Source organism: Kitasatospora sp. NPDC096204, from assembly GCF_044763205.1.
In the GTDB taxonomy this organism is placed as follows: Bacteria; Actinomycetota; Actinomycetes; order Streptomycetales; family Streptomycetaceae; genus Kitasatospora.
Genome location: NZ_JBIWFT010000026.1, coordinates 19,722 through 33,366 on the forward strand (window position 1 = coordinate 19,722; position 13,645 = coordinate 33,366).

The 13,645-nt window shown below is 73.7% G+C and carries 12 protein-coding genes; 6 read left to right on the forward strand and 6 right to left on the reverse strand.

The window, feature by feature from the left end; translation table 11 throughout:
* The first annotated feature begins 119 nt into the window (after positions 1-119).
* From ACIQ87_RS25920 to ACIQ87_RS25935, 4 genes are all read left to right on the forward strand, one after another.
* Positions 120-1,556: an endonuclease/exonuclease/phosphatase family protein gene (locus tag ACIQ87_RS25920; protein WP_402410559.1), complete on the forward strand. Its 1,437-nt coding sequence runs from the start codon at positions 120-122 to the stop codon at positions 1,554-1,556.
* Between the two features lie 44 nt (positions 1,557-1,600).
* Positions 1,601-3,604 (forward strand): phosphocholine-specific phospholipase C, encoded by a 2,004-nt coding sequence (locus ACIQ87_RS25925; protein ID WP_402410561.1) that lies wholly within the window; start codon positions 1,601-1,603, stop codon positions 3,602-3,604.
* Between the two features lie 85 nt (positions 3,605-3,689).
* Positions 3,690-4,163, forward strand: a complete 474-nt coding sequence (locus ACIQ87_RS25930) for a VOC family protein (RefSeq protein WP_402410564.1) — start codon at positions 3,690-3,692, stop codon at positions 4,161-4,163.
* 4 nt (positions 4,164-4,167) lie between these two features.
* Positions 4,168-4,617, forward strand: a complete 450-nt coding sequence (locus tag ACIQ87_RS25935; RefSeq protein WP_402410567.1) for an SRPBCC domain-containing protein — start codon at positions 4,168-4,170, stop codon at positions 4,615-4,617.
* 107 nt (positions 4,618-4,724) lie between these two features.
* On the opposite strand, the gene ACIQ87_RS25940 is transcribed toward ACIQ87_RS25935, so the two are convergent.
* From ACIQ87_RS25940 to ACIQ87_RS25950, 3 genes are all read right to left on the reverse strand, one after another.
* Complete coding sequence (locus ACIQ87_RS25940) at positions 4,725-5,978, reverse strand: aromatic acid exporter family protein (RefSeq protein WP_402410568.1); 1,254 nt, start codon at positions 5,976-5,978, stop codon at positions 4,725-4,727.
* A gap of 100 nt (positions 5,979-6,078) precedes the next feature.
* Entirely contained in the window at positions 6,079-6,813 is a 735-nt protein-coding gene (locus ACIQ87_RS25945; protein ID WP_402410570.1) for a polyprenol monophosphomannose synthase, read from the reverse strand.
* 126 nt (positions 6,814-6,939) lie between these two features.
* A complete protein-coding gene (locus tag ACIQ87_RS25950; protein ID WP_402410800.1) occupies positions 6,940-8,508 on the reverse strand; it encodes a N,N-dimethylformamidase beta subunit family domain-containing protein in 1,569 nt (522 codons plus the stop codon).
* 463 nt (positions 8,509-8,971) lie between these two features.
* Here ACIQ87_RS25950 and ACIQ87_RS25955 point away from each other — a divergent pair, with 463 nt between their 5' ends.
* On the forward strand, positions 8,972-10,852 hold the full coding sequence (locus ACIQ87_RS25955) for an amino acid transporter (RefSeq protein WP_402410803.1): 1,881 nt from the start codon (positions 8,972-8,974) through the stop codon (positions 10,850-10,852).
* A gap of 121 nt (positions 10,853-10,973) precedes the next feature.
* On the opposite strand, the gene ACIQ87_RS25960 is transcribed toward ACIQ87_RS25955, so the two are convergent.
* Positions 10,974-11,243, reverse strand: a complete 270-nt coding sequence (locus ACIQ87_RS25960; protein WP_402410573.1) for a GlsB/YeaQ/YmgE family stress response membrane protein — start codon at positions 11,241-11,243, stop codon at positions 10,974-10,976.
* Between the two features lie 273 nt (positions 11,244-11,516).
* On the opposite strand from ACIQ87_RS25960, the gene ACIQ87_RS25965 reads away from it, so the two are divergent.
* The gene (locus ACIQ87_RS25965; RefSeq protein ID WP_402410574.1) at positions 11,517-11,882 is read left to right on the forward strand and encodes a hypothetical protein; all 366 of its coding nucleotides are present in this window, start codon (positions 11,517-11,519) and stop codon (positions 11,880-11,882) included.
* 42 nt (positions 11,883-11,924) lie between these two features.
* Here ACIQ87_RS25965 and ACIQ87_RS25970 read toward each other — a convergent pair whose 3' ends face one another.
* Complete coding sequence (locus tag ACIQ87_RS25970; protein ID WP_402410577.1) at positions 11,925-12,725, reverse strand: HEAT repeat domain-containing protein; 801 nt, start codon at positions 12,723-12,725, stop codon at positions 11,925-11,927.
* 120 nt (positions 12,726-12,845) lie between these two features.
* A complete protein-coding gene (locus ACIQ87_RS25975; RefSeq protein WP_402410579.1) occupies positions 12,846-13,568 on the reverse strand; it encodes a TetR/AcrR family transcriptional regulator in 723 nt (240 codons plus the stop codon).
* Between the last annotated feature and the right edge of the window lie 77 nt (positions 13,569-13,645).

The window sequence follows — 13,645 nt, forward strand, 5'->3', positions numbered from 1 at the left end:
CCCGCAGTTGTACAGCCAACTGCGGCGCTCCCCTCTCCCAGCCTCCGTGACCAGCCGTACCCGGCCCCGGCGCACCGTCCCCCGGCGGGCCCCGGCCCCGGGCGGCGGACAGGACAACCGTGGCCGCAGGCAGCGCCCTGACGCTCAGCTCCTCCAGCAACCCCACCGAAGGCGACCGGCTCACCTTCCACTGGACCACCGACGCCCCCGACGCCAAGAACTGGGTCGGCATCTACGACGGCGGCCGCCAGCCCGGCAACGGCGGCTCGCTGCTGTGGAAGTACACCCCGGGCACCGCGGGCGACGTCCAGCTCGACACCTCCGCGCTGACCGGCGGCCCGTACACCGCCTACCTGCTCGCCAAGGACGGCTACGGCATCCTCGCCCGGACCGAGCCGTTCGCCTTCCGCCCCAAGCCCGCCGTCGTGCGCCCGCACGCCGCCGTCGACTCCTTCACTGCCACGCCGGTCGCCCCGGGCGCGGCCGTGACGGTCCGGCTCGGCGGCCTCTGGTCCCGCCCGGCCGGAAACCCGGCCGGCTCCGCCACCTTCCGCAAGGTCGCCGGCCCGGCCTGGGCCTCCGTCAGCGCCGACGGCCTCCTCACCGGAACCGCCCCCGCCACCCCCGGCAAGGCCCCCGAGCCGGTGGTCGTGGGTGTCAAGGACAGCACGGGCTCCACCGACACCGTCACCGTCCTCGTCCCGGTGGTCGACCCGGCCGTCGCACCGCGCCTCAAGGCCGCGAGCTGGAACCTGCACGACGCGGGCGCCGCCCACACCGACGCGCTGGAGAAGCAGCTGCGCGTGGTCCTCGCCCAGGGCCTGGACGTGCTCGCCCTCCAGGAGACCGCGGGGGAGCGGGCCGGGACCCTGGCCGACGCCCTCGGCTGGCACGCCTACCAGAGCCCGGGCAGCATCGGCATCCTCAGCCGCCACCCGCTCGGCGACGTCACCCCGCCGACCGCCGAACTGCCCGCCGCCGCGGTCACCCTGCGGCTGCCCGGCGGCCGCGGCGTCCGCTTCTGGGCCGCCCACCTCGACGAGGCGGGCTACGGCCCGTACGCCGTCCAGGACGGCCGGACCGCCGCCGAGGTGCTGGCCGCCGAGAAGGGCTCGCTGCGGCTGAAGCAGGCCGAGGCGCTGGCCGCCGCCGTGCGCGCGGACATCGCCCGGCGCATCCCGGTGGTGCTGGCCGGCGCGCTCTCCTCGCCCTCGCACCGGGACTGGACGGCCGCCACCGCCGCCGCCCACCAGGGGATCGGCGCGCTCGCCTGGCCGGTCACGGTGGCCCTCCAGGGTGCGGGCCTGACCGACGCCTTCCGCGAGGAGTGCCCCGACCCGGTCAAGGCCCCGGGCAACACCTGGTCGCCCACCCGCAAGCGGCGCGGCGACCGCCCCGAGCCGCAGGACCGGACCGACTACGTCCAGTGCGCGGGCCCGCTGAAGCTGGTCGAGGCGCACACCCTGGTCGCCGACTGGCCGCAGCCCGAGCCCGGTGCCGCCGCCAACGAGTGGCCCTCCGACACCGCCGCCGCGGTCGCCACCTTCCAGCTCTGAGCTCCCAGGCTCCCCGACTCCCAGCTCCGAGAGGCCAGTTCGTCATGCCCGAGCTCTCCCGCCGCACCTTCGTCGGCGCCACCGCGGCCGCCGGCGCCACCGCCCTGACCGGCCTGACGGCCACCCAGGCCGCCGCCGCCCCGGCGCCCTCGCCCGCCACCGGTGCCAAGCCGGCCGTCCCGCTCACCGGCACCATCAAGGACGTCAGGCACGTCGTCGTCCTGATGCAGGAGAACCGTTCCTTCGACCACTACTTCGGCACCCTGGCCGGCGTGCGCGGCTTCGGCGACAAGCAGGCGCTGCAGTTCCCGGACGGCACCGACGTCTTCCGCCAGCCCGACAGCCGGCGCAGCGACGGCGGCGTGATGCTGCCGTACCGGATGGACACCGCCAAGTACAACGCTCAGAACGCCGGCGGCCTCCCGCACGACTGGGCCACCGGCCACCAGGCCGTCAACAACGGCGCCATGAACAAGTGGATCGCCGCCAAGGGCGAGCGCACCATGGGCTACTTCACCCGGGACGACATCCCCTACCAGTACGCCCTGGCCGACGCGTTCACCGTCTGCGACGCCTACTTCACCTCGCTGGCCGGCCCGACCGACCCCAACCGCCTCTACCTGTGGACCGGCACCGCCGGCCCCGGCCGCGACGGCACCACGGGGCCGTGGATCGACAACACCCCGGTCACCGACAACCCCGTCGCCGACTGGACCACCTACGCCGAGCGCCTGGAGGCGGCCGGCGTCAGCTGGCGCGTCTACCACAACCCCAGCAAGGACGACCGCACCGGCGACTACGACGACAACGCGCTCTCCTACTTCAAGCAGTTCCACAACTTCCCGCACGACGACCCGCGTTACGTCAACGCGATGACGAAGTTCGACCCCGCCGACTTCGACCGCCACTGCAAGGACGGCACCCTGCCGACCGTCTCCTGGCTGGTCGCGCCCTACCTGTTCTCCGAGCACCCGGAGGCCGGCCCGGCCTACGGCGCGCACTGGGTCGACCAGGCCCTGCAGTCGCTGACGTCCAACCCGGAGGTCTGGCGGCACACCGTCTTCCTGGTGATGTACGACGAGAACGACGGCTACTTCGACCACATGGTCCCGCCCACCCCCGAGCCCGGCACCCCCGAGGAGTTCACCCAGGGACGGGCCATCGGCCTCGGCAACCGGGTGCCGCTCTGGGTGGTCTCGCCCTGGTCGCGCGGCGGCTGGGTCAACTCCCAGGTCTTCGACCACACGTCCGTGCTGCGCTTCATGGAGCTGGTCACCGGGGTGGCCGAGCCCAACATCTCGGCCTGGCGCCGGGCCGTCTGCGGAGACCTCACCAGCTGCTTCGACTTCGCCGCCCCGGAGCACTCGATCCCGGCACTGCCCGACACCAAGGCGCTGATGGCCAGGGCCGACGCGGGCACCAAGCTGCCCGGCGTCGCGCTGCCGGCGGTCGGCGCCCAGGCGATGCCCGTCCAGGAACGCGGCGAACGCCCGCACCGCCCGCTGCCGTACCAGCCGTGGGCCGACGTCGAGGTGGACCGGAGGACCGGCAAGGCCACCTGCACGATGAGCAACGACGGCTCGGTGGCGTTCCCGTACACCGTCTACCCGAACATCCTGCTCCCCTTCGCCGGCACCCCGTACACCGTCGCCCCCGGCGCCACCGCCCGGTACGTCTGGGACGCCGCCGCCACGGGCGGCCGCTACGACTTCACCGTGCACGGCCCGGACGGCTTCGTCCGCCGCTTCGCCGGCACCGTGGTGCGCGACGGTCAGGACGGCCAGAACGACATCGGCGTGCCGATCGTCACCGCCGACCTGCGCGGCAACCGCAAGCTCACCCTGCAGGTGGCCAACGACGGAATGACCGACGTGGCCTTCACCGCCGCGCCCAACGACTTCGCGGGCACCGCGCAGACCGTCTGGGTCAAGCCCGGCAAGCAGGTCAACCTGGCCTGGCCGCTGGACAAGCAGGGCCGCTACGACGTCGTCGTGACCGCCCACACCGGTCAGCGCTTCGTCCAGCGCTACGCGGGCTGGGTGCACTGACGCGAGGCCGGCCGGGGGCGCCGATCCGGTGACCCCCGGCCGTGGCTCGGCCGCCGTACCGGACCCCGCCGTTACCGTCGGGCGCATGCAGAGAATCACCACCGTCCTCTGGTTCGACGACCGGGCCGAAGAGGCCGCCGCCTTCTACACCTCCCTGTTCCCGAACTCCCGGATCACCAGGACCACCCGCTACGGCGAGGCCGGCCCCCGCCCGGCCGGCTCGGTGATGACCGTCGAGTTCGAACTCGCCGGCCGCGAGTACACGGCCCTCAACGGGGGCCCCGAGTTCCACTTCACCGAGGCGATCTCGCTCCAGGTGGAGTGCGAGGACCAGCAGGAGGTCGACGCGCTCTGGGCGGCACTCACCGCCGACGGCGGTCAGCCGGGCCCGTGCGGCTGGCTCAAGGACCGCTACGGCCTCTCCTGGCAGATCACCCCCCGGGTGCTGCTCGACCTGGTCGCGGGCGAGGACCGGGCCAAGGCGGACCGAGTCTTCGCGGCCATGCTGCGGATGCAGAAGATCGAGATCCAGCCGCTGCTCGCCGCGGCCGAGGGGTGAGGCCGTGACCGCCCTCAGCCACCGCGGCATCACCTACCTGCGGGCCACCCCCGAGCGGGTCTGGCACGCGCTCACCAACGCCGACGAGTCCGGCCTCTACTGGGGCCACCGCAACGTCTCCACCTGGCTGCTCGGCGCGCCCTGGGAGCACCAGCGGACCGACGGCTCCGGCATCGCCGACGTCATCGGCACCGTCGAGGCGGTCGACCGCCCGCACCGGCTGGTCACCACCTGGGCCGGGCCGCAGGAGGACCGGGCCGGCTGGCCGTCCCGGGTCACCTTCGAGATCCAGGGCTGGCAGGACCTCACCCGGCTCACCGTCATCCACGAGGACCTCGCCGACGAGGCCGCGCGGGCCGACGCCGAACAGGGCTGGTCGGCGGTGCTCGCCAACCTCAAGACCTACCTGGAGACCGGCCACCCGCTGCCGCAGCAGCCCTGGCTGATGCCCTGACCGCGGCGCTCCGGGGACCGGCGCCGGGCGGGACACCCCGGGGAACGGTACCGGGCCCGCCGGCCCGGACCCGGCGCCGGGCGGACAGCCCGGCAACGGTGCCCGGCCTACGCCGCCGGGCGCTGCGCCTTGACGGAGGACCGCCCGCCGCGGGCCCGCTCGCCCCGCAGCAGGCGGCGCAGCGTGGCGTAGCGGGAGAACCGCTCCCGGTTCGCCACCGAGGCCCGGTCCAGTTCCTCCATCAGCCGCCGGCCGCGGTGCTCCAGGTCCATCTCGTCCAGGATGCGGTCCACCTCGGCCAGTATCGAACCGTGCAGCTGCCAGGCCTCCGGGTGCTCCCGGACCTTGCGCAGCAGCACCTGGGCGACGTTCTCCCGGCAGGTCCACGCGGCCGCCAGCTCGGAGGTCAGCCGCTCCTCCGCCTCCTCGGCGTTGCGGCTCACCTGAGTGGTCACCAGCACCGCGTAGCTCACCATCGCGCCGCCCACGTGCGCCAGCAGTTCCTCGAGCCCCACCGCGACGTCCGGCGGGAAGAGCCGTTCATCGGGGCCGCGCCGCTTGGCCAGGTCGGTCAGCGAGCGGGCCAGCACCCGGATCACGACGACGCAGATCTCCAGCGTGTCCAGCCCGGTGCGCAGCACCAGCCGGGACAGCAGCCCCTCGCTGATCCGCGGGTTGAACCGAAGGCTGTCCTCGGCCTGGCGCAACGCCGCGTCCACGTCGGCGATCGCCTGGTCCAGCCTGCGTGCCTCGTGCAGCCGCTCGGCGGCCCTGGCCACCGGGGTGGGGCGGCCCAGCTCCTCGGAGATGTCCAGCAGCAGCTGGCGGGCCCGACGGGCGAGGTCCTCGATCGACTCCCCGGCGCTGTCCACCCAGACCGGTGGCGCGAACAGCAGGTTGAACAGCAGGCCGACGGCGGCGCCGATGAGCGTCTCCAGCACCCGGTCCCAGGCCTGCGAGGCCAGCTTGGTCACGCCCAGGATCAGCATCGCGCTGATCGCGACCTCCTGGACGAACTCCTCGACCCGGACGAACCGGCCGACGACCAGCGAGGCCAGGATGATCAGCCCGAGGCTCCACCAGGAGAGCCCGACCACGGCGCTGAAGCCGATCGCGATCAGTACCCCGACCACCACCGAGTTGACCCGGCGGATGCTGGTCTTGAGCGTCGAGTAGACGGTGACCTGGACGACCAGCAGCGCGGTCAGCGGCGCCGTCAGCGGGGCGGGCTCGCTGCTCAGCCGCGTCGCCACCGCGTAGGAGATGGTGGCCGCGACGGTGGCCCGGATGCTCTGGACCACGAAGGGTTCTCGGGCGCTGCGGCGGACCAGGTCCTTGAGGGTCTCCGGGAGAAGGGCCATGTCGCCCTTCTTTCCCCGAAGCCGCCGTTCACACCGCGCCCGGGACCTTCCGGCACCCGTACGCCCGCATCGGGCCGGGCCCGTGCGCCGCCGCTGTCCGCTAGTCGTCGCGGTTGAAGCGCAGCTTCCAGGGCGCCAGCGCGGACTCGACCTGCACGCCCATGCTCATCTTCGAGGCGCCCTCGATCCGCTCCTCGAAGCGGATCGGCACCTCGCGGATGGTCATGCCCTGCTTGACGACCCGGTAGTTCATCTCGACCTGGAACGAGTAGCCGTTGCTCTGCACGGTCGGCAGGTCGATGGCGCGCAGGGTGTCGGCCCGCCAGGCCTTGAAGCCGGCCGTGGCGTCCCGGACGCCGAGGCTGAGGATCGCGTTGACGTAGAAGTTCGCCCAGGCGGAGAGCGCCTTGCGGTGCCAGGGCCACTCCTCGGCGGTGGAGCCGCCGGGGACGTAGCGCGAGCCCAGCACCACGGCGGTGCCGTCGGTGAGCAGCGTCTCGACCATCGCGGGTATCGCGGAGGCCGGGTGGGAGAGGTCGGCGTCCATCTGCACCACCACGTCGGCGCCGTCGTCCAGCGCCTTGGCCATGCCGGCCAGGTAGGCGCGGCCGAGGCCGTCCTTCTCGGTGCGGTGCAGCACGCTCACGGTGCCGCCGGAGTCCGCGGCGAGCTTGTCGGCGATCTCACCGGTGCCGTCGGGGGAGTTGTCGTCGACCACCAGCAGGTGCAGGTTGGGCACCGGGAGCTCCGCGAGCAGGCCCGCGAGGACCGGGAGGTTCTCCCGCTCGTTGTACGTGGGGACGACCACAACGACCTTGGGGGAGGCCTCGACCATGTTCTGTTTCCCTCGTGCCTGCTCCGGATGGGACCGTGCGAGTGTACCGGGGGTGTCGGGCGCCGCCGGCCCCGGCTCGGGGGCGGGCATCCGCACCGCCGCTCACGGCCGGCCGGGCCGGGTCCGCTACGCCGTGCCGTAGACGGTCGCGAGGTTGTCCTGGGCGGGGTGGGTCCGGCCGGCCGGTCCGGCCGCGAAGGCGCGCAGGACGTTCTCGGTGACCTGGCGGACCAGGTCCCCGGCGTGCGAGTCGATGCCGTGGTCGGCCTTGCCGCCGCCGGGGCCACGGGCCTCCAGCGCCTCGACCCAGCGCATCGTTCCGGTGGCGAACACCCCGGCGCCGCTCGGCACGGTGTGGTAGGCGGTGTCGGAGTGGGAGTGGCGGCCGTCGCAGACCACGGGGGAGTGGGCGATCACCTCGATCGGCCGCGGGGTGGGGAAGCCGGTGTCCACCCGGTCGTACTCCACCCCGACCAGGTGCGGGAACGACGCGCCCGCCGCGACGCCCGTCCCCTCGAAGGCCCAGTGCCCGGGCGAGGTGACCACGTACGGGGCGTCCACCGGGTAGCCGTCGTAGATGACGCCGAGCATCGAGCTCTCCGGGTCGGCGCCCGGGCCGACCCGGAAGTCGGTGGTCGCCGGGGCGCCCGACCGGTGGCCCGGATCCTGCGCCCAGGCGTCCTTGTAGCAGACCACCGTGCGGTCGGGGCCGAGCTCGGTCGGCTCGAAGCGGATCCGGCGGAAGCAGCAGTTGGCGCCGAGGATCGCCAGGTTGGTCCCGGCGTCCCGGGCCGCGACCACGTTGGCCCGCTGCTCGGGCGACCAGTACTCGTCGTGGCCCAGGGACAGGACGGCGCTCGCCCCGGTCAACAGGCCGGGCTCGCGGGCCACGTCGATGCCGGTGGTGTACGCGAGCGGCAGGCCGAGCCGCTCGGCGAGGGCGACCAGCGGCGCCTCGTAGACCAGGAACAGCCCGGCACCGTGGTCGTAGTCGTACGGCCGGTCGAAGACGACCTGCAGCGAGCGGCCGGCCAGGCCGCCGGTCGGGCCGTTGTAGAGGCTGTAGCCGCCCCACTCGTTGTAGGCCTGCCAGGTCGCCGGGGCGCTCATGATCACGGTCCGGCCGGCGGTGCTCGCCGAGCGGACGGTGAGCGGGACGTAGCGCCGGCCGGAGCCGTCCTCGGCGTCCAGGCGCAGCAGGTAGGCGCCCTCGGGCCAGCCGGCGGTGTCCACCGCGAGGGTGCGCTGCCAGCCGGTCAGCACGGTGCGGGTCGCCGGGTCCACGTGCGGCGCGGCCTGCTTGCCGCCGGGCACGTGCTCGCGGCGCCAGACCAGCCGGGCGCGGGCGCCGTCGTACCAGCCCATCCGGTACGCGGAGACGGTGAAGGCGGCGGCGGGGGTGGAGACGTGCAGGCCGAAGGACTCCCCGGGCAGGACGCTGACCCGGTCGGCGAAGCCCTCGATGGCGCCGTCCTGGCCGGGGTCGGTGATCTCCCAGTCGGGGTTGCCGGGCAGGGAGCGCTCGCTCGTCGGGCCGGTGTGCCCGTCGGCGACAGGGCCGCCGGTGGCGGTGGCGGTGGCGGGGGCGCCGGGGGTCGGGGCGCCGGACGCCGAGGCGGCTGCCGGCGTGGAGGGGCGCGGGTCGGTGGCGGGGTCCGGGCGGCGGGGGCCGCAGGAGGTGACGGCGGCCGCCATCAGGCCCAGGCCCAGAATCCTCCGCCGGCTCGGCTCCACCACCGCGACCTCCCTGTGTCCCTCGTCCGTGTTCCGTGCCCGTGCCCGTGGCTGCCTCGGCCGGGCGTGTCGGGCGCGCGGACATCCTCGCGCGTTTCACGAGGCCTGTGCAGGCCGCCGCGCCGGACCACGGGTGCCGCGAGGGGGCCGCCCCGTGGTGGGCGGGGCCCGGGGCGGCCCGCCACCGGGGGCCGTACGGGCGCACCCGGGTGTGTCGGCCCGCGCGCTTGCCCGGCCCCGGCGATCACGTCCCCTAGCCTGACCAGGCCCGCCGTCCGGCGGCCGCAGGGGGCCCGGAGCCGCGCGCCCGGCCGAGTCGTGGACAGGGGTGCACGTGGTGTCGTCGGGGTCGGCCGAGCACGGGGCGGTGCCTTCATCCCGGGGTGTGCGGTTCCGGGCCTGGCTGCTGGAAGGCCTGTCCGACATGGCCAAACAGCACCCCGGCCCGCACGCCGAGCCGCAGCAGGAGAAGGGCCAGCGCTGGTGGCGGGTCATGTGCCTGACCGGCCTGGACTACTTCTCCACCCTGGGCTACCAGCCGGGCATCGCCGCGCTCGCGGCCGGGCTGGTCTCGCCGCTGGCCACCATCGTGCTGGTGATCGTCACCCTGCTCGGCGCACTGCCGGTCTACCGGAGGGTCGCCCAGGAGAGCCCGCACGGCCAGGGGTCGATCGCGATGCTGGAGCGGCTGCTGTCGTTCTGGCAGGGCAAGCTCTTCGTGCTGACCCTGCTGGGCTTCGCGTCCACCGACTTCATGATCACCATCACCCTGTCCGCCGCCGACGCCAGCGCCCACCTGGTGGAGAACCCGCACCTGCAAAGCGCCCTGACCGGCAAGCAGGTATCGCTGACCATGATCATGATCGCCCTGCTCGGCGCGGTCTTCCTCAAGGGGTTCAGCGAGGCGATCGGCCTGGCCGTGGTGCTGGTCGCGGTGTACCTCTCGCTCAACGTCGTGGTGGTGGCGAACGGGCTGTGGCACGTGCTCAGCGCCCCGCACCTGTTCAGCGACTGGACGGACGCGCTGACCGCGGAACACGGCAACGCCATCGCGATGATCGGCGTCGCCCTGATCGTCTTCCCGAAACTGGCGCTCGGCCTGTCCGGATTCGAGACCGGCGTCGCCGTGATGCCGCACATCGAGGGAGACCCGGACGACACCGAGGAGAAGCCCACCGGCCGGATCCGCGGCGCCCGCAAGCTGCTGACCACCGCCGCCGCGATCATGAGCGTGTTCCTGATCACCACCAGCTTCATCACCACGCTGCTCATCCCCGAGGACCAGTTCAAGACCGGCGGCCAGGCCAACGGGCGGGCGCTCGCCTACCTCGCCCACGAGTACCTGGGCAGCACCTTCGGCAGCGTCTACGACCTCTCCACGATCGCCATCCTCTGGTTCGCCGGGGCCTCCGCGATGGCCGGGTTGCTCAACCTGATGCCGCGCTACCTGCCGCGCTACGGCATGGCCCCGCACTGGGCCCGCGCGGTGCGGCCGACCGTCATCGTGCTCACCCTGATCGCCTTCCTGGTCACCTGGATCTTCGACGCCAACGTGGACGCCCAGGGCGGCGCCTACGCCACCGGCGTGCTGGTGCTGATCAGCTCCGCGGCCATCGCCGTCACCATCGCCGCCCACAAGGCCGGGCAGCGCCGCTGGCGGGCCGGCTTCGGAGTGATCTCGGGGGTCTTCCTCTACACCACGGCGGTGAACATCGCCGAGCGGCCGGACGGCGTCAAGATCGGCGCCTGCTTCATCGCGGGCATCATGCTGGTCTCCTTCCTGTCCCGGCTGAAGCGCGCCTTCGAACTGCGCGTCACCGACGTGGTGCTGGACGAGGTCGCGGAGCGGTTCGTCCGGGACTACACCCACCGCCCGCTGCGGCTGATCGCCAACGAGCCGAACAGCCGGGACCTCGCCGAGTACCGTGACAAGATCCACCAGATCCGGCGGGACAACGACATCCCGGCCGAGGACGACCTGGTCTTCGTCGAGGTCACCGTGCTCGACCCGTCCGACTTCGAGGCCGAGCTGACCGTGCGCGGCGAGGTGCTGCACGACCGCTACCGGGTGCTGTCGCTGGAGAGCTCCAGCGTGCCCAACGCGCTGGCCGCCCTGCTGCTGCGGGTGCGCGACCTCACCGGGCAGCAGCCGCACATCTACTTCGAGTGGACCGAGGGCAACCCCTTCGCCCAGTTCCTGCGGTTCTTCCTCTTCGGACAGGGCGAGATCGCCCCCGTCACCCGCGAGGTGCTGCGCGAGGCCGAACCGGACCGGGCCCGCCGCCCGGCCGTGCACGTGGGCTGAGCGGGCCCGGGAACGCCTGCGGGCTGGGCCGTGCCGGCCGCGCACGTGCGCCGGCCGGGCCCTGCCGGGCATGTGGGCTGGTCGGCCCTGCCGGGCATGTGGGCCGGGCCGACCCGGTCGGTCAGCGGCTCGGGTGCGACTTGCTCCAGGCCGGGGCGACGACGGCGATCAGGGCGACGGCGAAGGCGAGTTGCAGGATGTGGCGGATCCAGTCGATGCCCGAGGTGTGGCGGACGCCGATCCAGCCGGAGACGGCGTTGCCGAGCCAGGCCCCGGCCGCGCCGAGCAGCATGGTCAGCCACCAGGGGATCGACTGCGGTCCCCGCAGAATGAGCTTGGCGATCACGCCCAGCACGAAGCCGATGAGCAGGATCCACAGGAGCTGGAACATCGCAGTCCACCTTCCGGGCGCTCCCCGGGCCGACAAAGCCGGGTGCGCCGAATCGCCGATGACGCGGTTCGTCCCATGATCACCCGGATCGGGCGAACGGGCACCTCGGCGGGACACCGCGCAGGTCAGCGGCATGTCGCGGGCCGCCACCGGCGGGGATGGGCGAGAACGAGCCGCAGGCGGGGCCGGAAAGTCGCTGTCCGTCGTCCCGGCCGTACGGATAGGAATGGGCGGGACGCGGACGGGCCGCGTCACCGAAAGGAGCCGACCCTCGTGACTCGCCTTCGCTCCGCCGTCCTGGCCCTGGGCTGTACCGCCGCCGCGCTGACGCTGACCGCGGGGACGGCCCAGGCCGCGCCCGGCGACACCAGCACCACCTGCTCCTCCTCGCTGACGCCGGGCGGCTTCGTGGACGTCCAGTGGTGGAACAGCGCCGGCTGCGGCTCCGGCTTCACCCCGAACACCAAGAAGATCATGCAGCTCACCGGCTACCCGGTCGGCACCGTGGTCAACGCCTGCGCCTCCACCTGGCCGCCGGCCGGCTGGACGATCGTGAGCACCTTCTACGGCTCCGGCTGCAACTACTCCGCGGTGCCGAGCCTGGAGAAGAACTCCTGGCAGCTCAAGCGCGTCTCCTGACGGAAACGCCCGACCTTTGCCGATCCGACGGCGGCCGGGGCCTCAGTGGTCCCGGACCGCCGCGACGGTCTCGCGGACGCCCGGATGCGGGTCGTCCGCCAGCCCGTCCAGCAGTTCGGCGACACCCGGGGTCGACCAGCGGCAGACGGCCCAGACCAGGTCCCCCCGCACCGCCGGGTCCGGGTGGGCGGCCAGCGGGGCCAGGCGCTCCAGCGGGCCGCGCCGGCGCAGCCCGAACCAGTGCAGCACCGAGCGCAGTTCGGCCGGATCTCCCGGAACGCCGGCCGCCGCGATCCGCGCGAGCAGTACGGAGACGGGCGGCGGCGGACCGTCCAGCGGGTGCGGATGGCGCTCGCGCAGCCGGCGGGCGCCGTACTCGCCGTAGACGCGGCAGCCGAAACAGGTGCACGGCCGGGTGCCGTGGGCGCCCGGGAGGTAGCGCCAGCCGGTGACCTGCGGTACGGCGCGGACCCGGTGCACCTCGCGGGCCCCCGCCGCGCGCGGCAGGAACACCTCCCAGCCGCGCGGGTCGGCCAGCGTGCCGATCCGCCGGACCGCCTCGGCGGCCCGCAGCTGTCGTTGAGTGCCCCGGTCGCGGTCTCGGTAGTGCCCGGCCAGGACCTCCTGGTCGTCGTCCAGCCTGAGGTGCACCGCGACGAGCGCGCCCTTGGGGTGGAACCGGGCCAGTTCGCGCAGCCACTGGTGGGTCAGCGTGTACGAGGGCAGCACGGGGAAGCAGTACACCCCGCGCGCGCCGCCCTGGCCGTGGCTGTCGGCGCGGATCCCGGCGCGGCGGATGCGCGGCGCGTTGGCCGCGGCGGTCAGGTGCACGAACATCGCCATGGGGCGCGATGGTAGCGAGTGAACGGGCGGCGCTCCGAACGGTTTTCGGGGAGGAGTGGGGCGGGAGCGGCCGGACAGCGGCGAGGACGGGGCGGGCGCGGGTTGGCTCGGCTCGGCGGGTCAGCCTGTGTTCGCGCGGGGCTCGGCTCGGGGCTCGGTCCGGCGCTCGATCAGGGCGGCCAGGCCGTCCAGGATGCGTTCCAGGCCGAACTCCAGTGCCTGGTCGCGGCCCTCCGGGTCGGCCATGGCGGCGGCGACGGCCGGGAAGCGGTCGGCGTTCTCCCGGACCACGGTGCCGAGGGCAGCGAGGAGTTCGGCCTCGGGGGTGCCGGCCGGGCCGGCGGCGCGGGACTGCGCGGTGATCCCGCGCACGTGCCCGGTGAGCAGGACGGCGGCGTCCATCCGTTCGGGGCCGGTCAGCCCGTGGCCGTCAAGCGCCGCCACCGCCCGCTCCAGCCAGGCGAGTTCCCTCGGGCCGAGCGCCCGGGCTCCGACGGTGGCGTCCAGCAGCCACGGGTGCCGGGCGAAGGCCTCGGCCAAGTGGTGGGCCCAGGCGGTGAGTTGTTCCCGCCAACCGGCTCCGGTCGGTGCGTCCGGAGGTGCGCCGACGGCTGACTCGACCATCAGGGCGATCAGTTCGGCCTTGCCGGGGACGTACCGGTAGAGCGACATCTTGGTGAAGTCGAGCAGCCCGGCCACCTTCTGCATGGAGACCGCGTCGAGCCCCTCCGCGTCGGCGACCTCGACCCCGGCCGCGGCGATCCGCTCCAGACTGAGGGCCGGCTTCGGCCCCCGGGTGGGCCTGGCCGGAGGGCCCCAGAGCAACCGCACGGTGTCGCTCACCGACTCGACCATCATCCGCTCCCGTCCTGGGCCCCTGCTGGACGTGCCCCCGGACTTCCGGTCGGGTGTCCGTCCAT

Bases quoted from the DNA above. Each gene is read 5' to 3' on its own strand.
- ACIQ87_RS25925 (WP_402410561.1), top strand. From the start codon at position 1,601: ATGCCCGAGCTCTCCCGCCGCACCTTCGTCGGCGCCACCGCGGCCGCC.
- ACIQ87_RS25930 (WP_402410564.1), top strand. From the start codon at position 3,690: ATGCAGAGAATCACCACCGTCCTCTGGTTCGACGACCGGGCCGAAGAG.
- ACIQ87_RS25940 (WP_402410568.1), bottom strand. From the start codon at position 5,978: ATGGCCCTTCTCCCGGAGACCCTCAAGGACCTGGTCCGCCGCAGCGCC.
- ACIQ87_RS25945 (WP_402410570.1), bottom strand. From the start codon at position 6,813: ATGGTCGAGGCCTCCCCCAAGGTCGTTGTGGTCGTCCCCACGTACAAC.
- ACIQ87_RS25950 (WP_402410800.1), bottom strand. From the start codon at position 8,508: ATGGCGGCCGCCGTCACCTCCTGCGGCCCCCGCCGCCCGGACCCCGCC.
- ACIQ87_RS25955 (WP_402410803.1), top strand. From the start codon at position 8,972: ATGGCCAAACAGCACCCCGGCCCGCACGCCGAGCCGCAGCAGGAGAAG.
- ACIQ87_RS25960 (WP_402410573.1), bottom strand. From the start codon at position 11,243: ATGTTCCAGCTCCTGTGGATCCTGCTCATCGGCTTCGTGCTGGGCGTG.
- ACIQ87_RS25970 (WP_402410577.1), bottom strand. From the start codon at position 12,725: ATGGCGATGTTCGTGCACCTGACCGCCGCGGCCAACGCGCCGCGCATC.